Origin of the sequence: Bordetella sp. BOR01 (genome assembly GCF_019218885.1) — a bacterium.
Classification (GTDB): Bacteria; Pseudomonadota; Gammaproteobacteria; order Burkholderiales; family Burkholderiaceae_B; genus Bordetella_A.
Genome location: NZ_JAHUWT010000006.1, coordinates 48,085 through 72,491 on the forward strand (window position 1 = coordinate 48,085; position 24,407 = coordinate 72,491).

25 protein-coding genes and 2 tRNA genes are annotated in these 24,407 nt (G+C 66.7%); 17 read left to right on the forward strand and 10 right to left on the reverse strand.

The annotated features are described in order from the left end of the window. Nucleotides 1-59: 59 nt before the first annotated feature. Nucleotides 60-395 (forward strand): cupin domain-containing protein, encoded by a 336-nt coding sequence (locus KW845_RS27570; RefSeq protein ID WP_218372607.1) that lies wholly within the window; start codon nucleotides 60-62, stop codon nucleotides 393-395. A 171-nt stretch (nucleotides 396-566) separates the two neighbouring features. After that, nucleotides 567-2,681, forward strand: a complete 2,115-nt coding sequence (locus KW845_RS27575) for a bifunctional 2',3'-cyclic-nucleotide 2'-phosphodiesterase/3'-nucleotidase (RefSeq protein ID WP_218372608.1) — start codon at nucleotides 567-569, stop codon at nucleotides 2,679-2,681. A gap of 128 nt (nucleotides 2,682-2,809) precedes the next feature. Here KW845_RS27575 and KW845_RS27580 read toward each other — a convergent pair. Next, nucleotides 2,810-2,885: transfer RNA gene (locus KW845_RS27580), tRNA-Asn, on the reverse strand. A 190-nt stretch (nucleotides 2,886-3,075) separates the two neighbouring features. Here KW845_RS27580 and KW845_RS27585 point away from each other — a divergent pair. Beyond that, a tRNA-Thr gene (locus KW845_RS27585) sits at nucleotides 3,076-3,151 on the forward strand. Nucleotides 3,152-3,213: 62 nt separating this feature from the next. Here KW845_RS27585 and maiA read toward each other — a convergent pair. Genes maiA through KW845_RS27600 form a run of 3 tightly spaced genes read right to left on the reverse strand, consistent with a single transcriptional unit; the run spans nucleotide 3,214 to nucleotide 5,347 of the window. Beyond that, a complete protein-coding gene (gene maiA, locus KW845_RS27590; protein WP_218372609.1) occupies nucleotides 3,214-3,858 on the reverse strand; it encodes a maleylacetoacetate isomerase in 645 nt (214 codons plus the stop codon). A 29-nt stretch (nucleotides 3,859-3,887) separates the two neighbouring features. After that, nucleotides 3,888-4,868, reverse strand: coding sequence for a 4-hydroxy-3-methylbut-2-enyl diphosphate reductase (ispH, locus tag KW845_RS27595; protein ID WP_218372610.1), 981 nt, complete (start codon nucleotides 4,866-4,868; stop codon nucleotides 3,888-3,890). Beyond that, complete coding sequence (locus KW845_RS27600) at nucleotides 4,868-5,347, reverse strand: peptidylprolyl isomerase (RefSeq protein ID WP_218372611.1); 480 nt, start codon at nucleotides 5,345-5,347, stop codon at nucleotides 4,868-4,870. Before KW845_RS27600 ends, ispH begins: the two co-directional genes overlap by 1 nt. Before the next feature lie 180 nt (nucleotides 5,348-5,527). Between KW845_RS27600 and radC the strand changes: the two genes are divergently transcribed. The 6 genes from radC (at nucleotide 5,528) to KW845_RS27630 (ending at nucleotide 11,517) form a co-directional block, all read left to right on the forward strand. Then, nucleotides 5,528-6,205 carry a DNA repair protein RadC gene (gene radC, locus KW845_RS27605; protein ID WP_218372612.1) on the forward strand — a complete coding sequence of 226 codons (678 nt, stop codon included), beginning with the start codon at nucleotides 5,528-5,530 and terminating at the stop codon, nucleotides 6,203-6,205. 81 nt (nucleotides 6,206-6,286) lie between these two features. Continuing rightward, nucleotides 6,287-6,916 carry an arylformamidase gene (gene kynB, locus KW845_RS27610; protein ID WP_218372613.1) on the forward strand — a complete coding sequence of 210 codons (630 nt, stop codon included), beginning with the start codon at nucleotides 6,287-6,289 and terminating at the stop codon, nucleotides 6,914-6,916. A gap of 61 nt (nucleotides 6,917-6,977) precedes the next feature. Beyond that, complete coding sequence (kynA, locus tag KW845_RS27615) at nucleotides 6,978-7,826, forward strand: tryptophan 2,3-dioxygenase (RefSeq protein WP_218372614.1); 849 nt, start codon at nucleotides 6,978-6,980, stop codon at nucleotides 7,824-7,826. 167 nt (nucleotides 7,827-7,993) lie between these two features. Further along, entirely contained in the window at nucleotides 7,994-8,260 is a 267-nt protein-coding gene (locus KW845_RS27620; protein ID WP_218372615.1) for a type B 50S ribosomal protein L31, read from the forward strand. A 120-nt stretch (nucleotides 8,261-8,380) separates the two neighbouring features. Next, a complete protein-coding gene (locus tag KW845_RS27625) occupies nucleotides 8,381-10,111 on the forward strand; it encodes a glycosyltransferase (RefSeq protein ID WP_218372616.1) in 1,731 nt (576 codons plus the stop codon). Beyond that, a complete protein-coding gene (locus KW845_RS27630) occupies nucleotides 10,108-11,517 on the forward strand; it encodes an MATE family efflux transporter (protein ID WP_218372617.1) in 1,410 nt (469 codons plus the stop codon). Before KW845_RS27625 ends, KW845_RS27630 begins: the two co-directional genes overlap by 4 nt. On the opposite strand, the gene KW845_RS27635 is transcribed toward KW845_RS27630, so the two are convergent. The 3 genes from KW845_RS27635 to radA form a co-directional block, all read right to left on the reverse strand. Then, nucleotides 11,496-11,717 carry a hypothetical protein gene (locus KW845_RS27635; RefSeq protein ID WP_218372835.1) on the reverse strand — a complete coding sequence of 74 codons (222 nt, stop codon included), beginning with the start codon at nucleotides 11,715-11,717 and terminating at the stop codon, nucleotides 11,496-11,498. The two genes, KW845_RS27630 and KW845_RS27635, sit on opposite strands and share 22 nt — an antisense overlap. A 136-nt stretch (nucleotides 11,718-11,853) precedes the next feature. Continuing rightward, complete coding sequence (locus KW845_RS27640; protein WP_218372618.1) at nucleotides 11,854-12,642, reverse strand: sulfite exporter TauE/SafE family protein; 789 nt, start codon at nucleotides 12,640-12,642, stop codon at nucleotides 11,854-11,856. A 64-nt stretch (nucleotides 12,643-12,706) separates the two neighbouring features. Beyond that, the gene (radA, locus tag KW845_RS27645; protein ID WP_218372619.1) at nucleotides 12,707-14,068 is read right to left on the reverse strand and encodes a DNA repair protein RadA; all 1,362 of its coding nucleotides are present in this window, start codon (nucleotides 14,066-14,068) and stop codon (nucleotides 12,707-12,709) included. Nucleotides 14,069-14,221: 153 nt separating this feature from the next. Here radA and KW845_RS27650 point away from each other — a divergent pair, with 153 nt between their 5' ends. The 4 genes from KW845_RS27650 to hpaI all read left to right on the forward strand — a co-directional run bounded on the left by KW845_RS27650 (nucleotide 14,222) and on the right by hpaI (nucleotide 18,146). Then, nucleotides 14,222-15,952, forward strand: a complete 1,731-nt coding sequence (locus tag KW845_RS27650) for a VWA domain-containing protein (protein ID WP_218372620.1) — start codon at nucleotides 14,222-14,224, stop codon at nucleotides 15,950-15,952. 80 nt (nucleotides 15,953-16,032) lie between these two features. After that, the gene (locus KW845_RS27655) at nucleotides 16,033-16,587 is read left to right on the forward strand and encodes an RNA polymerase sigma factor (RefSeq protein ID WP_218372621.1); all 555 of its coding nucleotides are present in this window, start codon (nucleotides 16,033-16,035) and stop codon (nucleotides 16,585-16,587) included. Next, complete coding sequence (locus KW845_RS27660; protein WP_218372622.1) at nucleotides 16,584-17,282, forward strand: hypothetical protein; 699 nt, start codon at nucleotides 16,584-16,586, stop codon at nucleotides 17,280-17,282. Before KW845_RS27655 ends, KW845_RS27660 begins: the two co-directional genes overlap by 4 nt. 66 nt (nucleotides 17,283-17,348) lie before the next feature. Beyond that, entirely contained in the window at nucleotides 17,349-18,146 is a 798-nt protein-coding gene (hpaI, locus tag KW845_RS27665) for a 4-hydroxy-2-oxoheptanedioate aldolase (RefSeq protein ID WP_218372623.1), read from the forward strand. 13 nt (nucleotides 18,147-18,159) lie between these two features. Here the strand turns inward: hpaI and KW845_RS27670 are convergent, their stop codons facing one another. Together KW845_RS27670 and alr are read right to left on the reverse strand one after the other, a co-directional pair. Continuing rightward, nucleotides 18,160-18,876, reverse strand: coding sequence for an SDR family oxidoreductase (locus KW845_RS27670; protein ID WP_218372624.1), 717 nt, complete (start codon nucleotides 18,874-18,876; stop codon nucleotides 18,160-18,162). A 22-nt stretch (nucleotides 18,877-18,898) separates the two neighbouring features. Further along, nucleotides 18,899-20,029, reverse strand: a complete 1,131-nt coding sequence (gene alr / locus KW845_RS27675) for an alanine racemase (RefSeq protein ID WP_218372625.1) — start codon at nucleotides 20,027-20,029, stop codon at nucleotides 18,899-18,901. Nucleotides 20,030-20,155: 126 nt separating this feature from the next. Between alr and hpnC the strand changes: the two genes are divergently transcribed. The 3 genes from hpnC (at nucleotide 20,156) to hpnE (ending at nucleotide 23,304) form a co-directional block, all read left to right on the forward strand. Next, on the forward strand, nucleotides 20,156-20,980 hold the full coding sequence (hpnC, locus tag KW845_RS27680; protein WP_218372626.1) for a squalene synthase HpnC: 825 nt from the start codon (nucleotides 20,156-20,158) through the stop codon (nucleotides 20,978-20,980). 147 nt (nucleotides 20,981-21,127) lie between these two features. Further along, the gene (gene hpnD / locus KW845_RS27685) at nucleotides 21,128-21,991 is read left to right on the forward strand and encodes a presqualene diphosphate synthase HpnD (RefSeq protein ID WP_218372627.1); all 864 of its coding nucleotides are present in this window, start codon (nucleotides 21,128-21,130) and stop codon (nucleotides 21,989-21,991) included. Next, a complete protein-coding gene (hpnE, locus tag KW845_RS27690; RefSeq protein ID WP_218372628.1) occupies nucleotides 21,988-23,304 on the forward strand; it encodes a hydroxysqualene dehydroxylase HpnE in 1,317 nt (438 codons plus the stop codon). Before hpnD ends, hpnE begins: the two co-directional genes overlap by 4 nt. A gap of 15 nt (nucleotides 23,305-23,319) precedes the next feature. Here the strand turns inward: hpnE and crcB are convergent, their stop codons facing one another. Then, complete coding sequence (gene crcB / locus KW845_RS27695; RefSeq protein WP_218372629.1) at nucleotides 23,320-23,706, reverse strand: fluoride efflux transporter CrcB; 387 nt, start codon at nucleotides 23,704-23,706, stop codon at nucleotides 23,320-23,322. A 62-nt stretch (nucleotides 23,707-23,768) separates the two neighbouring features. Here crcB and KW845_RS27700 point away from each other — a divergent pair, with 62 nt between their 5' ends. Continuing rightward, complete coding sequence (locus KW845_RS27700; protein ID WP_218372630.1) at nucleotides 23,769-24,398, forward strand: PepSY-associated TM helix domain-containing protein; 630 nt, start codon at nucleotides 23,769-23,771, stop codon at nucleotides 24,396-24,398. Nucleotides 24,399-24,407: the final 9 nt, after the last annotated feature.

The following is a 24,407-nucleotide window of genomic DNA, read 5'->3' on the forward strand; positions in this document are numbered from 1 at the left end:
GCGTAATATGGTTATGGAATGCGACGTGCGGTTTTCGCGGTCTTGCTCAAGGAGTGCATATGGCGCTGCATCACGCCCAATCGGGTGAACTGATCGACATTCGCCCACTGGGGCCGGCCCTGAAGGATACGCCTTCGCGCGCGCTGGTGCGGGCCGATCAACTGGAAGTACTGCGCCTGGCCCTGCTGGCCGGACAAACGCTACCCACGCATGATATCGAGCGCAGCGCGATCACGCTGCAATGCCTGGAGGGCGCGGCTGAACTGGAGGCCCATGGCAAGACTCAACGGCTGGAAGCCGGCGTAATGGTGTACCTGGCCCCTGGCGTGCCGCATCGCGTGGTGGCTCTGCAAGACTGTGCGCTGCTGGTAACGCTGTTCCTGGACCGCGCCTAGGCAGGCCTGGCGCAACGGCGAGCACGGGCGGGGCACGCGATACGAACATCGCAGCCGCCCCGTGCATTTTGATACACACTTTCATCCAGCCTGCATCCCACCGTCACAGCGGCGTCAGCAACGGACCCAATACTCGGCAACGTTTCCTTTAACGAAATTAAGGAGTTTCCGATGTCTGTGCGCGCGCCGTTCTTTGATACTCGCCGGTTTGTTCCGCGGGTGATCTTTGCGCTGGTTCTGGCGGGTTCCCTTACGGCTTGCAGCAATAGCGATGATTCCGACGACGGCGTGGCATCGCCAGAACTGCAAGAGCGCGCGACAGCGAACCTGGCCTTGCTGTCCACCACCGACCTGCATTTCAATGTACGCAGCTATGACTACTTCAAGCTGGCCGACGATCCCACCTATGGCTTCGAACGAACCGCCACGCTGATACGCGCCGCGCGCCGGGAGTTTCCCAACACACTGCTGGTGGACAACGGCGATACCATCCAGGGCACAGCGCTGGCCGACTATGAGGCCCAGGTTTCTCCTATCCCCTGCACATCCCAATCGTCCGTGTACAAAGCGATAGCCGTGTTGCAGTACGACGCCGGCACGCTGGGCAATCATGAATTCAATTACGGCCTGCCCTTCCTCAATCAAGTGCTCGGCGGCGGCCTGGATGTCGAGGGCGTAGAGGCCAGCCTGAAGTGCGCGGGCCCGGGCTTCCCGATGACATTGGCCAACGTGACAAGTACCAAGAGCGGCAAAGAGTTGCTGCCGCCCTACGTCATCCTGGAGCGCGAGATCAGCGCCACCCAGGAAGACGGCGACCCAGTCGTCCTGCCCATCAAGATCGGCGTGGTTGGCCTGACCACGCCGGGCATCATGAACTGGGACAAGCGCTACCTGGAAGGCAAGATCACGGTAGGGGGTGGCCGCGAAGCCGCGTCGGACTATGTCGCCCAGGCGCACGCCGAGGGCGCCGACCTGGTCGTGGTGCTGTTGCATGGCGGCATGAGCGACGCCGACTATTCCCCCGACATGGAAAACCCCGGTCTTTATGTCGCACAGGTTCCCGGCATCGACGGGCTGGTGATGGGACACCAGCACAATGTGTTCCCGGATCGCGGCACGGGGCCAGCCTACAGCTATGCAGGCGTGGACAATGCGGCAGGCACGGTACATGGGGTACCCGCGGTCATGGCGAGTTCCTGGGGCAAAGGGCTGGGCGTGATCGATTACGCGCTGCAGTGGGACGGCCAAGCCTGGCATATCGAAGCGTCGCAGACCAAGACCGAGGTGCGCAGCATCCAGGCCACCGATGCCGACGGCAATACCCAGTACGTCGAGGCCGACCCGGCCGTGGCGGCATCGGTGCAATCCCAGCACGAAGCCGCTGTCGACTACGTCAAGACGCCTGTCGGCACATCGGATTTCCGCATGAGCACGCTGTTTGCCGATGTAGGGGATGCCGGCGCGATTCAACTGGTGAATCAGGCCCAGCAAGCTTATGTGAGCGACTATGTCGCGGCCAATTTGCCGCAATACGCCAGCCTGCCGGTGCTGTCCATCAGTGCGCCCTTCAAGGCGGGATTCCAGGGCGGCGGCGATTACACCGATGTGGCCGCAGGCGCCCTGGCCATCTACCACGCCGCGGATCTTTATCTGTACCCCAACACGGTGTATGCGGTGAAGGTCAGCGGCGCGGAACTCAAGCTCTGGCTGGAGAACGCGGCCCTGCGCTTTAACCGGATCGATCCCTCGGCGACGCAGGACCAGTGGCTGATCAAGGACACCAAGACCGGCCAAGTGCCCGCAGGCCAATCCGCCTTCGCCGGGTACAACTTCGACATGTTCACCAGCCCCGATCTGCAGTATGAGATCGATGTGACCCAGCCCCAGGGCAGCCGCATCAAGAACCTGGCCTATCGGGGCGAGCCAGTGGGCGGCCAGGATTTCATCGTCGCCACCAATAACTATCGCGCCGAAAGCAGCGCGCGCTACATCCTGGGCGAGGGCAAAGCCTTTGATATCGTCTATGCCTTGCCCGATGCGAACCGCGACGTGGTGATCAACTACATCAAGGACAACCCGCAGATCACCCGCAGCGCAAATGGCTCGGCCCGCAGTTGGCGCTTCACGCCGGTGAATGTTGCCGGCGCGGTGTTGTTCAAGTCAGGCAAAGGCTCGCTGAGCGTGGCGCAAGCCGCAGGCCTGACCGGAATCACGCTGGCCGCCGAGGATGATGGGTCGGGCGAAGGCCGGGCTGTCTACCGCATCGACCTGTCGCAGACGAACTAGGCTGCGAACCAGGACTGGGTAATTGACGGAAGAAATGCACAAAAAGAAAAACCGCCTTCTAAGGCGGTTTCAACTACTAAGGCGGTTTCAACCACTACGGCTTCAACCACTTGATTTTCGAGCGTTTTTGGCTCCCCGAGCAGGGCTCGAACCTGCGACCTGCGGATTAACAGTCCGTCGCTCTACCGACTGAGCTATCGGGGAACTGCTACAGAAGCGAGATTATGACGCAACTTTTTTTTTGATGCAAGTTGACTAGGCCGACGGTGTTGACACCGCCGCCGCGCGGCACCAAATGCGGGGCCCAAAAAACTCTGATATGATTTCGGTCTTTCGGCGCGGCGCGCTTTTGGCGCGAGGTGCCAGCAGAAGGCGCAATATGCGCTCTATGCAGGCCGGCATAGCTCAGTTGGTAGAGCAGCGCATTCGTAATGCGAAGGTCGGGGGTTCGACTCCTCTTGCCGGCACCAGAAACAAGCAGAAAGGGCAGCCACCGGCTGCCCTTTTCTTTTGCCACAGGGCTGCAAGCCCCCTATTCCGCGTCCGGCTGTTTGTCCGGTTCGGCCAGGTCGAAAGCCGGCAATTCGCGGCAGGCCGCATCGATGCGCAGCACCGTGGGCATGGCGGAAAGATCGCAATCGAAGCGACGTGCGTTGTACACCTGCGGCACCAGGCAAAGATCGGCCAGGCTAGGCGTATCGCCATGGCAGAAGCGGCCGGTGGCGGGTGAATTGGCCAGCATGGATTCCACCGCGGATAGCCCCAGATCGACCCAATGCCTGTACCAGTCATTCTTGGCTTCATCGCTGACCTGCAGGGTGCGCTTCAGGTACTTGAGCACGCGCAGGTTGTTCAGGGGATGCGTGTCGCAGGCGATGGACTGGGCGATGGCGCGCACCCGCGCACGGCCGGCCGGATCGGAGGGCAGCAGTGCCGGCTGCGGATGGGTTTCGTCCAGGTATTCGATGATGGCGAGCGACTGCCCGATAGCGACATCGCCGTCGACCAGCGTGGGCACCAACGCGGCGGGATTGAGCGCGCGGTAGGAATCGGACAACTGCTGCCCGCCATCTTTCAGCAGATGCACCCCCAGGTATTCGTAGGGCACGCCCTTGAAGTTCAGCGCGATGCGCACGCGATAGGCTGCCGAACTGCGGAAGTAGCTGTACAACTGCATGGGGTCTCCTTGGGAAATGACAGCGTGCGCTAGTGCTGCGCGTTGGCGTCGGACGCGGCTTTGCGCGACAGGCCCTTGGGCAGCGGGAACGCCACGTTTTCTTCCAGCCCCGGCATGGTGCGCACCGACACGGCGCCCAGTTCTTTCAGGCGCTGCACGACTTGCTGCACCAGCACTTCGGGCGCGGATGCGCCGGCGGTAATGCCGATGCGCTGGCGGCCCACCAGCCAGGCGGGATCGATGGCATGGGCGCCATCGACCAGATAGGCATCGGTGCCTATGCGCTGGGCGACTTCGCGCAGGCGGTTGGAATTGGAGCTGTTCGGGCTGCCCACGACCAGCACCAGGTCACAAGCGGGCGCCAGCACCTTGACGGCATCCTGGCGATTTTGGGTGGCGTAGCAGATATCGCTTTTCTTGGGTTCGACGATATCGGGAAACCGTGCGCGCAGCGCCGCCGATACGGCGGCCGCGTCATCGACCGACAGCGTGGTCTGGGTCACGAATGCCAGGTTGGACGGATCGCTAACCTGCAGGGTGGCGACGTCACCGGCGGTTTCGACCAGGTACATGCCGCCCTGCGCCTGACCCAGCGTGCCTTCGACTTCGGGGTGGCCCTTGTGGCCGATCATGATGATCTCGCGGCCGGCGGCGCGCATGCGCGCGACTTCGATGTGCACCTTGGTCACCAGCGGACACGTGGCGTCGAATACTTGCAGGCCACGGGATTCGGCTTCGCGGCGCACCGCCTTGGACACCCCATGTGCCGAGAACACGACGATGGCGCCGGCGGGCGCCTGGTCGAGTTCGTCGATGAAGATGGCGCCCTTGCCGCGCAAGTCTTCGACCACGTAGCGGTTGTGGACGATTTCGTGCCGCACGTAAATGGGTGCGCCATGCAGCTCGATGGCGCGCTCGACGATGTCGATGGCCCGGTCGACGCCGGCGCAGAAACCACGCGGCTGGGCCAGCACGACTTCGGCATCGGCGGCGGTGACCGGACGGTTCATTACAACACCCCCAGGATGTGGACATCGACGCGCAGCGCGGTGCCCGCCAGCGGATGATTGAAGTCGAACAGCGCCCATTCGGGTTCGATCTGCTTGAGCACGCCCGAATAGCGGGCGCCGTTGGGCGCGGTGAATTCGACCAGATCGCCGGGCTCGAAGGTGGCGTCGGGGCCGGCATGCTCGGCGAGCATCGTGCGGGTGACCTTCTGGATGAGATCAGGATTGCGGTCGCCATAGGCCTGGGCCGGCTCGAGGGTGACGCTGAAGCGCTCGCCTTCCGCATGGCCTACCAGCGCGGCCTCGAGGCCGGGCGCCCATTGGCCGATGCCCAACTGCAGCGTGCCGGGACGCCCGTCGAAGGTATCGGCAAAGACCGAGGCCCGAGCCGGACCCGAGGCCAGCGCAATGCGATAGTGCAGGGTCAGGTAGGAATTGGCCTGGACGGAAGTGGTCGCCTGGTCGGCGGCGGTGCTGCTCAAGATGGTCACCGTGAAAAAGTGGCGGTAAACCCTGATTTTAGAACGTCTTGGCGTGCGGGGGTCGAAGCCCGCCTCGATCCGCCCCCAGCGCAGACCTACGCATGGGCAAAATTGTTCACTGGCGCAGCGCGGGCGGCCTGCTTGCGGCATCGTGACGATCCGCCGTTTCCGTCACGCGTCATGAGCCTGCCCCAAGCCTTGCCCCCGCACGAACGCCCCCGCGAACGCCTGCTGCGCCACGGCCCTGCCTCGCTGCGCGATGCCGAACTGCTGGCCTTGGCGCTGCGCACCGGCACGCGTGGCCACACCGCCATCGACATGGGCAGCCAGCTTTTGCAGCGTTATGGCGGGCTGCGCGGCCTGTTCGCCGCCTCGCCCCAGGAATTGATGTCGCACCCCGGGCTGGGCGCGGCCAAGGCCGGTTCGCTGGCGGCCATCCTGGAATTGGCGCGCCGTGCCGCCGAAGAGCAACTGATGCGGCAGCAGACGCTGTCCGAGCCCGGCAGCGTCAAGCACTACTTCAGGACCGCGCTGACCCACCGCGCCATCGAGCACTGCCTGGCGCTGTACCTGGACAACCAGCTCAACCTGATCGCCAGCGGCGAACTGGCGCGCGGCACCCTGGCCCAGGCGTCGGTATACCCGCGCGAGGTCGTGCGCGAGGCCTTGCGCCATCATGCGGCCGCGCTGATCCTGGCCCACAACCATCCCTCGGGAACCGCGCAGCCCAGCCAGGCCGACCGCGATTTCAGCCGCCGCATGAAGCAGGCCCTGGCTCTCGTGGACATTCGGCTGGTCGACCACTTGATCGTGGCGGGCGATACCGTGGTGTCGATGGCCGAACTGGGCCTGCTGTAGCGTAATGGCGAGCAGCAAACCGGCGGCAATTTCGTTAGACTGGACGTCCATGCCGATCAACCCCCGCCCGACAGCCCCTCGATGAAGCGCCTGTGGGATATTTCTCCGCCGGTATCGGCCGCATCGCCGGTGTTTCCGGGCGACACGCCGTACCAACAGCACTGGAAATGGTCCCTGACGCCGGACTGTCCGGTCAACGTCAGTGAAATCCGGCTGTCGCCGCATACGGGCGCGCACGCGGACGCGCCGTTGCACTATCGCAACGGCGCGGCAGCCATCGGCGCCGTGCCGCTGGAACCCTTCCTGGGGCCCTGCCGGGTCATCCACGCCCTGGACTGCGGGCCGCTGATCCTGCCCGAACACCTGCAACATGCGGCAGCCGGGCTGCCGCCGCGGGTACTGGTGCGTACCGCCCGGCATGCCGCGCTGGACTGGTGGACCGACGACTTCACCGCCTACGCGCCGCACACCATCGAATGGCTGGCCGAGCGCGGCGTCATGCTGATCGGGCTGGATACGCCCAGCATCGACCCCGCGTCCAGCAAGACCCTGGACAGCCATCACGTCATCCTGCGGCGCGACATGCGCGTACTGGAAAACCTGCTGCTCGACGATGTGGCCGAAGGCGACTACGAACTCATCGCCCTTCCGCTGGCGCTGGCCCAGGCCGATGCCAGCCCGGTGCGCGCCATCTTGCGCGAGCTGGGCTGAACCGCCCATCCAGGGCCGCGCCACCCTAACGGCGCCGGCCCCCTACCAGGCAAGAATGTCGATGAACACCTCCGAACGCCCCGAAGACATTGTCCGCAACGAAAAGGCCCAGCTCGACTACGCCCGGGACATGACCTACAGCGACTACCTGCACCTGGATGAACTGCTGGGCGCGCAGCACCCACTATCGCCCGAGCACAATGAAATGCTGTTCATCGTGCAGCACCAGACCAGCGAACTGTGGATGAAGCTGATGCTGCACGAGCTGCGCGCCGCCATTGCCAACGTGGCGCAAGACCGGCTGCCGCCGGCCTTCAAGATGCTGGCGCGCGTCAGCAAGATCATGGAACAACTGGTGCATGCCTGGGATGTGCTGGCCACCATGACGCCGCCTGAATATTCGGCGCTGCGCCCCTACCTGGCGCACTCCAGCGGCTTCCAAAGCCACCAGTATCGCCAGATCGAGTTCCTGCTGGGCAACAAGAACGCCGCCATGCTCAAGCCGCATGCGCACCGCCCGGACCTGCTGGCGCCCGTGCAGGCCGCCTTCGAGGCGCCCTCGCTCTACGACGAGTCCCTGCGCCTGCTGGCGCGCAACGGCCTGGAACTGCCGGCCAGCCACCTGGACCGCGACTGGACCCAGCCGTACCGGGCCGACGCCGACGTCGAGGCGGCCTGGCTGGCCGTCTACCGCCAGCCCGAGCACTATTGGAACCTGTACCAGTTGGGCGAAAAGCTGACCGACCTGGAGGACGCCTTTCGCCAGTGGCGGTTCCGGCACGTCACCACCGTCGAACGGGTGATCGGCTTCAAGCGAGGCACCGGCGGCACCTCGGGCGTGGCATATCTGCGCAAGATGCTCGACGTGGTGCTGTTTCCGGAAATCTGGGCGCTGCGTACCGACCTGTAACCTGCCCATCACAGTAGAGAATCCATGCTAGAATGCGGGGTTACTTCCTGGATACGTGGCTGTCGATTACCGCCCATGAACCACCCATAAGCAAATGGGGCAAATGGCAAATCGTTCGGCTGGCGACCCGCAAACCCCCGGCCAGACCGGAAGAACCGGAATTCATCATGAAAGAAGGCATTCACCCCGAATACCGCGAAGTGGTGTTCATGGACGTGCAAACGGGCAACAAGTTCGTGACGCGCTCGACCATCCACACTCGCGAAAACGTCGAGATCGACGGCAAGACCTACCCGCTGTTCAAGTGCGACGTCACGTCCGAGTCCCATCCTTTCTACACGGGTGCGCAAACCCGTATCGTGGAAACCGGCCGCGTCGAAAAATTCCGCGCCCGCTTTGCCCGTACGGCCGGTACCGTCAAGTCCGCGTCGTAAACTTGCTCCTCGAAGAGGCGCAGCAAAGAAGCAGCCTTCGGGCTGCTTTTTTTTCCGTATCATCCCCATCCATCCCCGTTTCAGGCCCCCTGGCCCGAGCCGCTCGGTTACATTAGCCCCGTGTCTCCTATAACGCGCTCAACCCCGGCCCGACTGACCATCTCGGCCACCGCCAAATTGCCCCGTCTGGTGCTGCTGGGACTGTCGCTGGCCTATATTCTGGCCGGCCTGTTCATGCGCGACCCCTGGAAGACCGACGACGCGGTCGGCCTGGCCACCATGATCACCGCGGTGCGCGAAGGCGGCGTTACCTGGCTGCTGCCGCAGGTGGGGCAACTGGCTTTTGCCGAGGAAGGCCCGCTGGTCACCTGGGCGGGTGCGGTGTGCATGTGGCTGCTCGGGCCGCTGATCGGCGACATCCCCGCGGGCCGGTTGCCCAACCTGCTTTGGTTCGGCATCGCCACCGTCAGCGTCTGGTACGGCACTTATCTGCTGGGACGGCGTGCCGAGGCACAGCCGCTGGCCTTGCCATTCGGCGGCGAACCGTCGGCGCGCGACTACGGCCGCATGCTGGCCGACGCAGCCCTGCTGCTGCTGCTGGCCACGGTGGGCATCTTGCAGCGCACGCACGAAACCTCGGTCGTGCCGGCCATCATGGCCTGGCAGGCCCTGACGTTCTACTCGCTGGCGCGCATGCTCGACCGCCCGATCACCGGCGCCGCCACCCTGGGCGTTGCCCTGGCGGCCAGCTTCCTGACGCGTGGCTGGGTGGGTGCCCTGCCAATCATGCTGGCGGCCCTGGTGGCATTCCACCCGCGCAGCGCCCTGTGGGTGCGGCGCCGCTGGCTGCCGCTGGCAGTGGGCGTGGCCGCGGTGCTGATGCTGGCCTGGTGGATACCCGCCACGCAACACAGCGATTACTGGGTCAGCAACTGGAAGACCTGGAATGCCGCGTCGTTCGACTGGCCCAGCCTGACGGATTCGGCGCGCACGCTGCGCGACCTGCCCTGGTACTTATGGCCCACCTGGCCGCTGGCCTTGCTGGCTGTGTGGCGCTGGCGCGATTGGCTTTATGCGCCGCACATCTGGCTGCCGCTGGTGCTGGCTGCCTTCGCCGGTGCGCAATTGTTCTTCCTGACGGAACCCACCGATTCCGAGTACATTCTGCTGGTGGTGCCCTGCTCCATCCTGGCCGCATTCTCGCTGCCCACCCTGCGGCGCGGCGTGGTCAACACCCTGGACTGGTTCGCGGTGATGTGTTTTTCGCTGACCGTCGCGACGGCCTGGCTGGGTTGGGTAGCGCTGCATTTCGGCTGGCCGGCGCAAATCTCTCGCAATATCGCCCGCCAGACCGTCGGCTACGAGCCGGCGATTTCATGGATAGCGTTCACGCTGGCCGCAGTGGTTACCGCGGCTTGGGCCGTGCTGGTGGTGTGGCGCCTGCGCTCGCATCCAGCGGCACTGTGGCGCGGCACCGTGCTGTCGGCCAGCGGCCTGACGGCGACCTGGATCCTGCTGGTGCTGCTGTGGCAGCCGGCGGTGGACTACGCGCGCAGCTACCGCGTCATGTCGGGCGAACTGGCGGCCGCGCTCGAGCAATACCGCCAGCCTGGCGAATGCGTGCGCGGATTGAGCGTGGGCAGCGGCCAGCGTGCCTCGCTGCTGATCTTCGACAACCTGACGCTCAGCTACGACTCGAAATGCCCCCTGGTGCTGCAGCAGACCACCCGCGAACGCCTGCGCGCCGACGAGGCCGCCTATAGCGAGGGCGCCAAGGAATTGTGGCGCGGCGGCCGCCGCGCCGACCGCCACGAAGTGTTCCGGCTGCTGCGCATCACGCCCTCTCAATGACCCGGCCCGCTGTTTCCGCTGGCGGCTTCGGCGCCGCGATGCTGGGTATTGTGCGGCAGGCCTGGCCGGTATTGATCAGCCAATGGGCCGGCATCGCCTTCGGCGTGCTCGACACCGCCATGACCGGCCATGCCAGCGCGGCCGACCTGGCGGCGATGTCGCTGTCCATGTCCGTCTACATCACGATCTTCGTGGGACTGATGGGCGTGGTGCATGCCCTGATTCCCATCCTGGCCCAGCACTTCGGGGCCGGCCGCCTGGCCGATGTCGGACGCACCTGGGGCCAGGGTGTATGGCTGGCCCTGGGCCTGGCCGTGCTGGGCGCTGCCCTGATGATGTTTCCGGACGCCTGGCTGTCAATGTCGGGCGACGTGGCCCCCGAAGTCCGCGACCGAGTGACAGGCTACCTGCGCGCGCTGGCGCTGGCGCTGCCGGCCGCGCTGGTATTCCGTACCATCTACGCGCTGGGCACATCGGTGTCGCGGCCCAAGGTGGTCATGACCATCAACCTGGCCGGGGTCGGCTTGAAGGCCTTCTTCAACTGGCTGCTGATCTACGGCCATTTCGGCCTGCCCGCCCTGGGCGCGACGGGCGCCGGGCTGGCCACCGCCATCGTGTCGTGGCTGGGCCTGATGGTGGGCCTGTGGTTCATTACTCATGATCGCTACTTCCGCCGCTTCAACCTGACGCTGGGGCGTCCCAGCTGGCCGGCGCAGAAAGAACTGCTGCGGCTGGGCATCCCGATGGGCGGCTCGTACCTGGTGGAAGTGTCGGCCTTTACCTTCATGGCCTTGCTGGTGGCGCGCGAAGGCACCTATGTCAGCGGCGGGCACCAGATCATGTCGAACCTGGCCGCCCTGTGCTACATGATGCCGATGGCGCTGGGCGTGGCCACCGCCGCGGCCACGGCGCAGGCCATCGGCGCCGGCCAGCCAGCCGTGGCACACCGTACCGGACTGGCCGGCATGGCGCTGGGCCTGCTGGGTGCGCTATTGACGGCAGTCGTACTGCTGGTGGGCCGCCCGGCGATATTGGCGGCCTATACCGACGACGTCCAGGTGGCGGCGGTGGCCGGCGCATTGCTGGCCATGATCCCGCTGTTCCACTTGTGCGACTCGATGCAATGCATCAATTCGTACGTGCTGCGTGCCTACAAGGTGGCGGTGGTACCGCTGCTGCTGCAGATCGTGGCGCTGGCCGGCGTGGGCCTGCTGGGAGGATGGTGGCTGGGCTTTGGCCCCGGGCGCGGCGGGCTGGATTGGCTGCGCCTGCTGGTGATACCCGATTCGCCAGTCGGCGCCGGCACCATGTGGCTGATGGCCATGATGGGCCTGGCGCTATCGACCTTGCTGCTACATGCGTGGTATTGGAGGATCGTGCGCGGCTACCGTTTGCGGGCGGCCTGATCCGCTTGCGCCGCCGCTTCGGCGGGGCGCGCGGTTTCGGCGGCGGACTCATCGGCAACCGGTTCACGATCACGCGTCAGCGTATGCGCTTCGCGCTGGCCGTCGTCGTCGCGCTGGCTTGCGTAAGCCGGGGCGGAGGCCAGGCCCAGGCACAGCGCCGACGTGGAAAGAAAGGCGGCGATACGGGCGGGTGTGGTCATGTGGGTGCTCCTGTAAAACAAACCGGACAGACTGCCCGGTTTTATTGGAAAGCCCCTGGCTGATAAGGTTCACCCGCGCCGGAAAGTTTTGCCTGCGCTAACGGACCGTCATACTGGCCGGATGCGGGTCCGGAGGTCAGGCCTCGAAAATCAGCAATATCACCGTTGCGAACAGCATTGCCGCGAAGCAGGCGCGCAGCTTGCGCTCGGGCAGACGGTAGGCCAGGCGCACGCCCACAGGCACGAACAGCAGGCTGCCGGCCGCCAATGGCAGCCCCACCCACCAGTCGGCCTGGCCCGCCCAGCTATACGTAGCCAGCGCGATCGTGGAGCCCGGAATGACCATGGTAAGGGCCAGGGCCTGCGCGGAGGTCTGGGGCAGCCGGAACACCGAAGTCAGGATGGGCACCGCCATCACGGCCCCGCCGACGCCGAAGAAGCCACCCAGCGTGCCGCTGGCCACGCCCAGCAGTGCCGCGCGTCCACGCGTGAATACCGGCGCGTGGCGTGCATGGGCGGCCTGCCCGGCCGCGGCCGCGCCGGCGGCCGGCCGATGCAGGAGCTTGTAGACGTAGAACGCCGCCACGAAGAACAGGAATACCGCGAAGCTCAATCGCAGCGTGCTCGACGAGATGCCCAGCGCCAGTTGCGCGCCGACCCAGGTAAAGAGCACGGCTCCGACGGCGCCGGCCATTGCCGTAGAGCGGTCGATGCGCGCTTGCTGGTTGTATTTGCGCACCGCCATGACGATGGTGGGCAGCACCATGATCAGGGCGGTGCCTTGGGCCATTTGCTGGGACATGTCCATCAGCAGCACCAGCGCCGGAATGGCGATCATCCCGCCGCCGATGCCCAGCACGCCGCCCAGGAATCCGATCAGCGCGCCGCATGCCAGGCAGATACCCGCGACCATCCACAGGCTCATGCCCGGTGCTCCCCGGTGATGCGCATGTTCTGGAAAAGTGGCGTCGGTGTACGTCCGGCGCCGCTCATCGCAGCTTGTCCAGGGCGGCATCCAGGCGATCCACGGCCCAGATCTCCAGCCCCTCGATGGGTTGGCGCGGCGCATTGGCCTTGGGGATCAGGGCAATGCTGAAACCCAGCTTGGCGGCTTCGCGCAAGCGTTCCTGGCCGCGCGGTGCGGGGCGGATTTCGCCGGCCAGGCCGACTTCGCCGAATGCGATGAGCCCGCGCGGCAAAGGCCTGTCGCGCAGCGACGACATGATGGCCAGCAAGACCGGCAGGTCGGCCGCGGGCTCGGTGATGCGCACCCCGCCCACTGCGTTGACGAACACGTCCTGATCATAGGTGGAGACCCCGGCATGCCGGTGCAGCACGGCCAGCAGCATGGCCAGGCGGTTGCCTTCCAGGCCGACCGTCAGGCGCTTGGGATTGGGGGCATGCGAACTGTCGACCAGCGCCTGGATCTCGACCAGCAGCGGCCGCGTGCCTTCCTGGGTGGCCATGACGCACGAGCCGGACACCTGCTGCTCGTGCTGCGACAGGAACAGCGCCGACGGGTTGGCCACGCCGCGCAGGCCGCGGTCGGTCATGGCGAACACGCCCAGCTCGTTGACGGCGCCGAAGCGGTTCTTGAAGGCCCGCACCAGGCGGAACGACGAATGGGTGTCGCCCTCGAAGTACAGCACCGTGTCGACGATATGTTCGAGCACGCGCGGCCCGGCCAGCGCGCCGTCTTTGGTGACGTGGCCGATCAGCACGATGGCAATGCCGGTCTGCTTGGCCAGCCGCGTAAGCTGGGCCGCGCATTCGCGCACTTGCGAGACCGAGCCAGGCGCGGCGGTGAGTTCGCCGCTATACAGCGTCTGGATGGAATCGATGACCGCCACGGCCGGCTGCTGTTCAGACACGGCCGCCTGGATGGCTTCGAGGCGGATCTCGGCCAGCAGGTTCACGCTGCCGGTCTGCAGGCCCAGGCGGCGGGCGCGCAGCGCTACTTGTTCGGCCGATTCTTCGCCGGTGACATACAGCACGCGGCTATTGGCCGACATGGTCGCCAGCGCCTGCAACAGCAAGGTCGACTTGCCGATGCCCGGATCGCCGCCGATCAGCACGACGGCCCCCGCGACCAGACCACCGCCCAGTACGCGGTCGAACTCGTCCAGCCCGGTGGGCTGGCGCGGCGTTTCACGGGCCTCGATATCGGCCAGGCTGCGTACCGGGCTGGAACTGGCCAGCGGCGCATAGCGATGCGCGGCGGCAGCCGGGCCGCTGGCTTCGATGGTTTCTTCCAGGGTGTTCCAGGCGGCGCAATGCGGGCATTTGCCCTGCCATTTGGGACTGGTGCCGCCGCATTCGGCGCAGACATAGACGGTTCGGGGCTTGGCCATGGCGCAAGTTTACCGGCAATGGCGAGCCCGCCGCGGGCGGCACGCGCCTGGGCGACGCAGATACGTTTTCTTGCAAACCCGCCAGCCGATTTCAACCCCGCCGGACCCGCTGGCGCGTTTAACCGGAACGATCCCCAGACAAGGACCCGAACCATGAACCCGAAGAATGCCCCGGCCCGCCTGATCTGCACCGCGCTGGCCGCCGCCCTGCTGGCGGCGTGCTCGCCCCCACCGCAGGACGGCCATGCGGACGCCACCAAGGCCGCGCCCATGGCGGGCGCCGCAGCCACGCCACCCGCGCCCGTCCCGCCGGCTGCCGAGGCCCAGGCCAAGGCCGATGCAGGTGCGCCGCTGACACGTCCCGCCCCGGCCATGCGCCCGGAATACGCGCCCCAGGCGTATGTGGCCCAACGCGCCAGCACCCCCAGGCTGCAGGCGCCGGCCGGCTACTATCCGGCACCGCAGATCGAAGACCGCGAGAATTACGCGCGCTATCGCGACAACCCGGTAGTGGCCGCGCAGGAGCAATCGGTCTCGACATTCGGCGTGGACGTCGACACGGGTTCGTACACCAATGTGCGGCGGCTGCTCAACGAAGGCCGGTTGCCGCCGGCCGATGCCGTTCGGGCAGAAGAGTTCATCAATTATTTCGATTACGACTACGCCACGCCAGCCTCGCGGGCGCAGCCGTTCAGCATCGCCACCGAGATAGCCGCCGCGCCATGGAACTCCAAGCGGCAGTTGCTGAAGATCGGCATCCAGGGCTACCAGGTAGCGCCGCAGGATATTCCCGCGGCCAACCTGGTTTTCTTGATCGATACCTCGGGCTCGATGGCCGACCGCGACAAGCTGCCGCTGCTCAAGGGCGCACTGAAGCAACTGGTGGCGAAATTGCGCCCGCAAGACCGCGTGGCCATTGTCACGTATGCCGGCCAGGCGACGATGACGCTGGACTCGACGCCCGGCGACCAGAAGGCACGCATCAACGCCGCGATCGACGGCCTGAGTGCCGCCGGCTCGACCAATGGCGGCGCCGGCCTGGACCTGGCGTACGCGCAGGCCGCCAAGGGGTTCGTGAAAGACGGCGTCAATCGCATCTTGCTGGCCAGCGACGGCGATTTCAACGTGGGCGCCACCGATCTCGATGCGCTGAAAGACAAGATTGCCCGACAACGCCAGAGCGGCATCGCGCTGACCACCCTGGGCGTGGGCGGCGGCAACTTCAACGATGCGCTGGCGATGCAGCTGGCGGACGTGGGCAACGGCAGCTATCACTATCTGGATGGCCTGCGCGAAGCGCGCAAAGTATTGTCCGGCGAATTGTCGGCCACCCTGCTTACCATCGCCCGCGACGTGAAGATCCAGGTGGAATTCAACCCCGCCCTGGTGGCCGAGTACCGCTTGATCGGCTATGAAAAACGCGCCCTGGCGCGCGAGGACTTCAACAATGACCGCGTCGATGCGGGCGAGATCGGCGCGGGTGCCAATGTGACCGCCCTGTATGAGATCACGCCGGTGGGCGCGGCCGGCACCCGGCTGGATCCGTTGCGTTATGGCAAGCCCGCGGCTGCCACCGGGCCGGGCGAGGAACTGGCCTTCGTGCGCGTGCGCTACAAATTGCCCGGCGCCACGGACAGCCAGTTGATCGAGCAGCCCGTGGCGCGCGCCGGGCAGGCCGAGGCGTCGGACGGCATGCGGCGCGCCGCCGCGGCCGCGGCGTTTGCGCAGTGGCTGCGCGGCGGCAAGTACCTGGATGGCTATACGCCCGCCCAGATCGCGGCGCTGGCGCGCAGCGCACGCGGCCAGGATCCGCACGGCCTGAACGCCGAGCTGGCCGCCCTGGCCGAGCTGGCCGCCGACCTGGGCACACCCGCCGTGCCATGAACATGGCGGCCTCGCTTCCGGGTGCCGCGCCGGCACCCGGCGGATGCGCAAGCGCGGCCGAACGGATACACTCGGCCGCCATGGACATCCCGGGCGCCGACGACGAAACCCTGATGCAGGCCTATGGCGCCGGCAACCTGGCGGCGTTCGATGCGCTGTATGCGCGCCATCGCGCCGGACTGTATCGCTACATTCTGCGCAGCACCCGCAACCCGCACCAGGCCGACGACATTTTCCAGGAAACCTGGAGCCGCGTGATCGATGCCCGCGCACGCTGGCAGCCGCGCGCCAGATTCACCACCTGGCTGCTGCGGATCGCGCATAATCTGGTCATCGATACCTACCGGCGCCAGCCCTCGCAGGCCGGCCCGCAGGAAACCGAAGCCGCACTGGCCACCCTGGCGGCAGCCGAGCACGAGCAACCCGAACAGCAGTTGTCGGATTTCCAGACTCGCCGGCGCCTGCAGCTTGCCATCGAACGGCTGCCCGACGAGCAGCGCCATGCCATACTGCTGCGGCTGGAACACGATCTGAGCCTGGAAGAAATTGCCGACGTGACCGGCGCACCGCGTGAAACCGTGAAATCGCGCCTGCGCTATGCCACGCAGCGCATCCGCGAGGAATTAGGCGCATGACGGCCCACCCCCGACCCCCGCACGACGAAGACGACGACCTGGACCTGCGGGCCCTGTATCGCACACTGCCCCGCACCGAGCCCAGCCCGAGCCTGGACGCGGCGGTGCACGAGGCGGCCGCGCGCGCGGTGGCGGCCGACCGCCGCGTGCAGCGCCAGCGCCGGCTGTGGCACCCTGGCTGGGGCGTAGCGGCGTCGATCGTGCTGACTGCGTGCCTGTTCTTGCTGACCGACTTCCAGGATCCCGACATGGCTGGCCTGGCCGACGCCCCCCCAGTCGATGCCGAACTGGCCAGCCCGCCCCAGGCCATGCCGCCGCCCGCGGCGGCGCCGGAGCGGCCCGAGGCGCCAGCCGCGCTGCGCCGCTACTCACCTGCGCCCGCGGCTACACCTGCGCCGGCGCGGCAAGCCCGACCCGCCGCGCCGGCTGAATCAGAGTCAGCCGAATCGGCAACCGCCCAGCCGCCCCGCGCGCAGCAATACAGCGGCCAGCCGGATAGCGCGGGCGGCAAGACATCGGCCGGCCAGCCGGCCGTCGAACCCAACGAACCCGACGCGCGCATCGTGCACATTCGCGAGCTGCTGCAGGACGGTCGGCGCGACGCGGCCTTGCAAGCCCTGCACGACTTGCGGCGCGATGCCCCCGACCTGGCCCTGCCGCCCGACCTGCAGGCCCTGCTGCCAGTCGCTCGCTAGGCATCGGCCCATATACCTGAACCGCCTCAGGCTTCTGTACTTCTCCTACCGCCTTTATTGCCCCACATGGACATCCTGACCAATCGATTCAAGCAAGCCCTGCGTGCGCGGCATCCCCAGATCGGCCTGTGGGTCGGGCTGGCCAACGCGTATACCGCCGAGATCTGTGCCGGTGCCGGCTTCGACTGGCTGGTGATCGATGGCGAGCATTCGCCCAATACCTTGCAGACGACGCTCGCCCAGTTGCAGGCCGTGGCGGCGTATCCGGCCGTGCCGGTGGTGCGGCCGGCCTGGAACGACCCGGTGGAGATCAAGCGCATCCTGGACGCGGGCGCGCAGACCGTGCTGGTGCCGATGGTGCAGTCGGCCGCCGAGGCCGCCGCCGCGGTGGCGGCCGTACGTTACCCGCCACAAGGCATACGCGGCGTGGGCAGCGCCCTGGCGCGCGCGGCGCGCTGGAACCGCATTCCGGACTACCTGGCGCGCGCCAATGACGAAATGTGCGTGCTGGTGCAGATCGAGACGCCGCAGGGCCTGGAGGCCCTGGAAGATATTGCCGCGGTGGACGGCGTGGATGGTGTCTTCATCGGACCGGCCGACCTGTCGGCCAGCCTGGGCTACCTGACCCGGCCCGATCACCCCGATATGCTGCGCACGCTGGACGACGCCATCGCACGCATTGCGCGTACGGGCAAGGCACCCGGCATTTTGCACGGCCATCCGGATCTGGCGCGCCGCTTCTTGCAGGCCGGCGCGCTGTTCGTGGCGGTGGGCGCGGACGCCAGCGTGCTGGCGCGCGCCACCGAGCAACTGGCCGCGCAGTTCAAGAACCAGCAGCCCGCGCCAGGCACCGGCCCCTACTAGGCGGGCAGTTGCCTCAACGGCCAGCCAGGCTGCCGCCGCCGTCCACGCCCAGCACCTGGCCGGTGATGAAGCCGGCATCGTCGGACAGCAGGAAGGCGATGGCGGCCGCGACTTCGGCCGGCGTTCCCAGGCGTTTCATGGGGATGGAGGCCAATGCGCGTTTCTCGCCGTCGCTGCCGGCCGGCTGGGCCACGCGGAACAGCTCGGTTTCGATCGGGCCAGGCGCCACCGCATTGACCGTGACGCCGTATTCGGCCAGTTCGAGTGCCCACGTGCGGGTGCAGCCGATGAGTGCGCTTTTGGCGGCCGAATAGCTGGTGCGTTCGTGTCCGCCATGGATGACGCGGCTGGACACGTTGACGATGCGCCCGGTGCGCCGCACCTTCATCGATTCGACGAAGGCCTGCGTTACCTGCACCGCCACGCGCACGTTCAGGTCCATGACGTTGTAAAGCGAGGCCAGGTCGATTTCGCCCAGTGGCTGGGGCCGCACGACGCCGACATTGTTGACGATGGCGTCGACCGGGAATTTGTCGCGTATTTCGCGCAGAACCTCTTCGGTACGGCCCGCATCGGCCAGGTCGCAGGCATACAGGTAGCCCGGAAAATCGATGTGATCGGTGTTGCGAGCAATGCCCACGACATGACAGCCGAGGTCGGTCAACCGCTGGGTCAGGGCCCAACCGATGCCCTTGGTGGCGCCCGTTACCAGCACGCATTTGTCTTTCATGGGAATCCTCGCTAAAGAATGATCAGGGGTCGCGCTTGACCGGCACCCGAGGTGCCAGGGCGCACAACAATTCGTAGCCGATGGTGCCGGCGGCGGTGGCGACTTCGTCGACCGACGGGCCGTCCTGGCCCCACAGCGACACAGGTGTGCCGATGCCCGCGGCCGGGACGGGATCGAGGTCGACCATGAGCATGTCCATGGATACGCGCCCCACGAGGCGGGTGCGAACGCCGCCCACCGTGACCGGCGTGCCGGTACCCGCATGGCGCGGATAGCCATCGGCATAGCCACAGGCCACCACGCCGACCCGCATGGGGCGTTCGGCGCGGAATGTGGCGCCATACCCGACATCGGCGCCGGCGGGCAGGTCTTGCACGCCGATGATCTGCGAACGCAGCGACATGGCCGACCGCAGGCCGAACGTTGCGGCTTCGGCATCGGAGAACGGCGAGGCGCCGTACAGGCAGATGCCGGGACGCACCCAGTGTGCCTGCGCGCCATGCGCCACGGCGATCTGCGGATAGCGCAGCGTGGCTGCCGAATTGCAGACGCTGATCGGGCCGTCGCCCAGGGCCTGCGTGACGTTTTGGAATATCTGCATCTGGCCAGCCACCCCCTGCGTGCCATCGGCACACGCGAAGTGCGTCATCTTGCCGATGGCGCCCACTACCCCCTGTTCGCGCAATTGCAGGGCACGCGCGTGCGCGCTGCCATAGGCATCGGCGCTGAAACCCAGGCGGTTCATGCCGCTATTGAGCTTGAGCATGATGTCGACACGCCGCGACAGCCTGGCGTGCGCCAGCATGTCGAGCTGTTCGCGCGTGTGCACGGTGGCGCAGAGATGGTAGCGATCGACCAGGTCGAGATCGGCCGGCTGGAAGAAACCTTCGAGCAGCAGGATGGGGCCGCCCCAACCGGCCTCGCGGCAACGCACTGCTTCGGCCAGATCGAGCATGGCCAGGCCCTGCGCGGCCGAGAAACCCGCCACGGCGGCTTCGATGCCATGGCCGTAGGCATTGGCCTTGATGACGGCCCAGATGGACGGTGTCCTGCCCGAGGCCGCCTGCGCGGCCTGGTCGAGGTGGCGCCGCACCACATCCAGGTTGTGGCCAAGCGCGGCAAGCGAAATGGAAGCGTGAATGGGGCGGGGCATGAGAGCGAATCCTGTGGCGCCTAGTCTAACTGATCTGCCATGATGGCCGCCATGCCGCAGCGCAGGGCGGAAAAGGGCCATTAAAATACCGGCACGGCGGCCATGGGGCTGCTACCTGCATGATCTATGGCTGTCGACCACTACGAGAACTTCCCGGTTGCCTCGCTGCTGCTGCCTCGCCGGTTGCGCGAACCGGTAACCGATATCTACCGCTACGCGCGCGCGGCCGATGACCTTGCCGACGAGGGCGATGCCAGCGATGCCCAGCGCCTGGCCAGCCTGGCCGCGTTTCGCGCCGAATTGCACCGCATCGGCGCCGAGCCTGGCAGCGTGCCGGCGGCCGCGCCCGAGCTGGCCGGCATATTCACGCCGCTGGCGCGCACCATCGCGCGCCACCAGTTGCCCATTACCCCGTTCTTCGACCTGCTGTCGGCCTTCGAGCAAGACGTCACGGTCAAGCGCTACGACGACTACGCCACGCTGCTGGACTACTGCTCTCGTTCGGCCAACCCGGTGGGCCGCCTGATGCTGCATCTTTACGATGCCGCCACGCCCGACAACCTGGTGCAGTCCGATGCCATCTGCAGCGGACTGCAGCTCGTCAATTTCTGGCAGGACGTGCGGGTAGACTGGCGCAAGCAACGCATCTACCTGCCTCGCGCCGACATGCAGCACCATGGCGTCAGCGAAGACGACCTGGCCGCCTGCCGGCTGACCCCCGCATGGCGCGCGCTGATGGCCTTCCAGATCGAGCGCACACGGGCACTGCTACACTCTGGCGCTCCACTGGCGCGTCGCCTGCCCGGCCGTATCGGCCTGGAATTGCGCCTGGTGGTGCAAGGCGGGCTACGCATCCTGGAACGCATCGAGCGCGGTGGCTACGACGTGTTCATGAACCGCCCCGTACTGGGCGCGCGCGACTGGGCCGTCATGCTGTGGCGAACTGTATAGGCCCCACCCGGCGCGCTGCGCGCGTCCCCCTCAAGGGGGCGGCACCGACGGACCGGCAGAGCCGGATCCGTGGCGTCCCCGCTTGCGGAGCGCTGTCGTAACGCGTGGCGTGGCGCGCTGGAAAACTGATGGGATACTCACTGATTTATGACGCCTGACGATTACTGCCAGGAAAAGGCCGCCAAAAGCGGTTCCAGTTTTTATTATTCGTTCCTGTTCCTGCCACCCGACCGCCGCCGCGCCATTACCGCGCTGTATGCGTTCTGCCGCGAAGTGGACGACGTGGTCGACGAATGTTCCGATCCGTCCGTGGCGCGCATCAAGCTGGCCTGGTGGCGCACCCAGGTCGACCAGTTGTTTGCCGGCCATGCCGAACACCCGGTGACGCGCGCGCTGCAGCCTCATCTGCAGACCTGCGGCATTGCGCGCGAACGCATGCTGGCGGTGATCGACGGCATGGAAATGGACCTGGACCAGAATCGCTACCTGGATTGGCCGGGGCTGCGCAAATACTGTTGGCACGCCGCCGGCGTAGTGGGCGAACTGTCGGCCGGCGTATTCGGCTACAACGACCCGCGCACGCTGGAATACGCCGGCAAACTGGGGCTGGCCTTCCAGCTGACCAACATCATCCGCGACGTGGGCGACGACGCGCGGCGCGGCCGCATCTACCTGCCCGTGAACGAATTGCAGCAGTTCGACGTCAAGGCTGCCGAGATCCTGAACGGCACGTATTCGGATCGCTTCGCCGCGCTGATGCAGTTCCAGGCCGAACGCGCGCGCCAGTTGTACCGCGAAGCCATGGCCAGCCTGCCCGAGACCGACCGGCGCGCGCAGCGCCCAGGCCTGATGATGGCGGCCATCTATCACGCGCTGCTCGATGAGATCGAGCGCGACAACTGGCAGGTGCTGCACCAGCGCATTTCGCTGACCCCTTTGCGCAAGCTGTGGCTGGCCTGGAAAACCTGGGTGGGCGGCGGGCGCGGCCTGGTACGCCGCCTGGCCCGATGAAGGTCGCGATCATCGGTGCCGGCTGGGCAGGCCTGGCGGCCTGCGCGGCGCTGCGCGAAGCAGGCGCGCAAGTCACGGTGTTCGAAGCCGGCCGTACCCCGGGCGGCCGCGCCCGGCGCGTCGTGCATCCCGAATTCGGCGCCCAGCTCGACAATGGCCAGCACATCATGCTGGGTGCCTACGACCAGACCCTGGCGCTGATGCGCCGTGTGGGCCGCAATCCGGCCGCGCTGCTGATGCGGCGGTCGTTGCGGCTGGCCAGCCTGGACGGGCAGTTCCGCCTGTCGGCCCCGCCCTTGCCGGCCCCCTGGCACGCCGCGGCCGCGCTGATCGCCGCGCGCGGGCTGTCGTGGCGCGACCGCCTGGACGCCTTGCGGCTGATGCGCGGGCTGAAGAAAATGGCGTGGCAACCGCCGCGCGACTGGACGGTATCGCAGTTGCTGGCCCACTATCGCCAGCCGGACATCCTGGCCCGCCTGATCTGGGATCCCCTGTGCCTGGCGGCGCTGAATACCCCGCCCGCCGAAGCCAGCGCGGTCCTGTATGCGCGCATTTTGCGCGACAGCCTGGCCGGCCGCCGCCATGACAGCGACTTGCTGCTGCCCTGCGTCGACCTGTCGGCGCTGTGGCCTGACGCCGTGGCCCTGCAGGCCACCATGCGCTACGGTGCCACCGTGCGGCAACTGGCGCCGTCGTCACGTGGAGTGGATGTCAATCGTGAACGCTTCGACGCGGCCGTGCTGGCGGTGCCGCCCTCGGTGGCCGCGCGCCTGCTGGGCACGGCCCTGCGCGAAGCCGGCACGCCTGGCTTGCTCAGGGCCTTGCAGGCCTTCGACTACGAACCCATCGGCACCTTGAACCTGCGCCTGGAGGCTGCGTGGCCCCTGCCCGAGCCCATGATGCTGCTGCGCGAAGACGCCGCCCGCGGTCATGTGGGCCAATGGGTATTCGACCGTTCGCGCCTGACTGGCCGCGGCCCGGGCGCCGAGCTGGCCGTCGTGACCAGTGCCGCGCGCAGCCTGGCCGAAACCGACCGCGCCACCGCCATGGCCGCCCTGACGGCCCAGGTGGCCGAACAGGCTGCCCGCCACCCGGCGCGGCTGGCGCCCATGCCGGCCGTGCAGGCCGCCGAACTGTTCATCGAGAAACGCGCCACATTCGCCGCCGTGCCCGGCTTGGTGCGGCCCCTGAACACGACGCCGTGGCCTACCCTGGCGCTGGCCGGCGACTGGACCGACACCGGCTACCCAGGCGTGCTGGAAGGCGCCGTGCGCAGCGGCCTGCAGGCTGCGCGCGTCTTGCTGGCACGCTAGGCCTGCAATGACGCTTCAGCGCAATGCCTGCGCGCTGGCCAGGCCCAATGCGGTCAGCGCCAGCGACCCGGCCAGGCTGGCTGCGGTATAGCCCAGCGCGCTGGCATAGGCGCCGCGCTCGAGCATGCCGACCGTTTCCGCCGAGAAAGTCGAGAACGTGGTCAGCCCGCCCAGAAAGCCGGTAACGGCGGCCAGGCGTATCCATTGCGGCCATTCGGGGTGCGCCAGCAACACGGCCAGCGCCACCCCGATCAGGTAGCCCCCGACCAGGTTCACGACCAGCGTGCCCCAGGGCCATGCCGACGTGTTCAGCCATATCCCCAGCAGCCAGCGGACACAAGCACCCAGCGCGGCACCGATGGCGACGGCCAGGAAGTGGAGCGGGATCAGTGTCTGTGTCATGATATTTTGAGACTCATTCTCATTTAAATGATAGAATCCGCGGCCTTGAACCGTAATGTCTCATGGACGGCAAACTTTCCTCGCGTCGACGAGCCTATTGGCTCAAGACACTGCATCAATGGCACTGGATCAGTTCGGCATTATGCCTGCTGGGCATGCTGCTGTTTGCCGTTACGGGCCTGACCCTGAACAACGCCTCGCTGATCGACGCAAGCCCCACGATCACGACGCGCCAGGCACAACTGCCGCCCCCCCTGCTGGACCAACTGAAGGCGGCCAACGCGCGCGGCGGGCATGCCCCGGTGCCACCGCCGATCGCGCAATGGCTCGACAGCGAACTGCACGCGCAGGTGTCGGGCAGCCGGCCTGAGTGGTCGCCCGACGAACTCTATGTCTCGCTGCCGCGGGCCGGCGGCGATGCCTGGCTATCCATCGACCTGGGCGATGGCGCCATCGAATACGAGCGCACCGACCGCGGCTGGATCGCCTACCTGAACGACCTGCACAAGGGGCGCCACACGGGCACGGCCTGGAGCTGGTTCCTGGACGTATTCGCGGCGGCCTGTCTGGTGTTTTCGCTGACGGGCCTGGTGCTGCTGCAACTGCACGCCGGCCAGCGCGCCGCCACTTGGCCCATGGTTGGGCTGGGCGTGCTGATTCCGCTGGTGCTGGCCCTGCTTTTCATCCATTGAAGATCGCAA

What these genes read in the sequence shown, in the direction of transcription:
- KW845_RS27570 (WP_218372607.1), top strand. Translation starts at nt 60, where the DNA reads ATGGCGCTGCATCACGCCCAATCGGGTGAACTGATCGACATTCGCCCA.
- KW845_RS27575 (WP_218372608.1), top strand. Translation starts at nt 567, where the DNA reads ATGTCTGTGCGCGCGCCGTTCTTTGATACTCGCCGGTTTGTTCCGCGG.
- maiA (WP_218372609.1), bottom strand. Translation starts at nt 3,858, where the DNA reads ATGCAGTTGTACAGCTACTTCCGCAGTTCGGCAGCCTATCGCGTGCGC.
- ispH (WP_218372610.1), bottom strand. Translation starts at nt 4,868, where the DNA reads ATGAACCGTCCGGTCACCGCCGCCGATGCCGAAGTCGTGCTGGCCCAG.
- radC (WP_218372612.1), top strand. Translation starts at nt 5,528, where the DNA reads ATGAGCCTGCCCCAAGCCTTGCCCCCGCACGAACGCCCCCGCGAACGC.
- kynB (WP_218372613.1), top strand. Translation starts at nt 6,287, where the DNA reads ATGAAGCGCCTGTGGGATATTTCTCCGCCGGTATCGGCCGCATCGCCG.
- kynA (WP_218372614.1), top strand. Translation starts at nt 6,978, where the DNA reads ATGAACACCTCCGAACGCCCCGAAGACATTGTCCGCAACGAAAAGGCC.
- KW845_RS27620 (WP_218372615.1), top strand. Translation starts at nt 7,994, where the DNA reads ATGAAAGAAGGCATTCACCCCGAATACCGCGAAGTGGTGTTCATGGAC.
- KW845_RS27630 (WP_218372617.1), top strand. Translation starts at nt 10,108, where the DNA reads ATGACCCGGCCCGCTGTTTCCGCTGGCGGCTTCGGCGCCGCGATGCTG.
- KW845_RS27635 (WP_218372835.1), bottom strand. Translation starts at nt 11,717, where the DNA reads ATGACCACACCCGCCCGTATCGCCGCCTTTCTTTCCACGTCGGCGCTG.
- KW845_RS27640 (WP_218372618.1), bottom strand. Translation starts at nt 12,642, where the DNA reads ATGAGCCTGTGGATGGTCGCGGGTATCTGCCTGGCATGCGGCGCGCTG.
- radA (WP_218372619.1), bottom strand. Translation starts at nt 14,068, where the DNA reads ATGGCCAAGCCCCGAACCGTCTATGTCTGCGCCGAATGCGGCGGCACC.
- KW845_RS27650 (WP_218372620.1), top strand. Translation starts at nt 14,222, where the DNA reads ATGAACCCGAAGAATGCCCCGGCCCGCCTGATCTGCACCGCGCTGGCC.
- KW845_RS27655 (WP_218372621.1), top strand. Translation starts at nt 16,033, where the DNA reads ATGGACATCCCGGGCGCCGACGACGAAACCCTGATGCAGGCCTATGGC.
- KW845_RS27660 (WP_218372622.1), top strand. Translation starts at nt 16,584, where the DNA reads ATGACGGCCCACCCCCGACCCCCGCACGACGAAGACGACGACCTGGAC.
- hpaI (WP_218372623.1), top strand. Translation starts at nt 17,349, where the DNA reads ATGGACATCCTGACCAATCGATTCAAGCAAGCCCTGCGTGCGCGGCAT.
- KW845_RS27670 (WP_218372624.1), bottom strand. Translation starts at nt 18,876, where the DNA reads ATGAAAGACAAATGCGTGCTGGTAACGGGCGCCACCAAGGGCATCGGT.
- alr (WP_218372625.1), bottom strand. Translation starts at nt 20,029, where the DNA reads ATGCCCCGCCCCATTCACGCTTCCATTTCGCTTGCCGCGCTTGGCCAC.
- hpnC (WP_218372626.1), top strand. Translation starts at nt 20,156, where the DNA reads ATGGCTGTCGACCACTACGAGAACTTCCCGGTTGCCTCGCTGCTGCTG.
- hpnD (WP_218372627.1), top strand. Translation starts at nt 21,128, where the DNA reads ATGACGCCTGACGATTACTGCCAGGAAAAGGCCGCCAAAAGCGGTTCC.
- hpnE (WP_218372628.1), top strand. Translation starts at nt 21,988, where the DNA reads ATGAAGGTCGCGATCATCGGTGCCGGCTGGGCAGGCCTGGCGGCCTGC.
- crcB (WP_218372629.1), bottom strand. Translation starts at nt 23,706, where the DNA reads ATGACACAGACACTGATCCCGCTCCACTTCCTGGCCGTCGCCATCGGT.
- KW845_RS27700 (WP_218372630.1), top strand. Translation starts at nt 23,769, where the DNA reads ATGGACGGCAAACTTTCCTCGCGTCGACGAGCCTATTGGCTCAAGACA.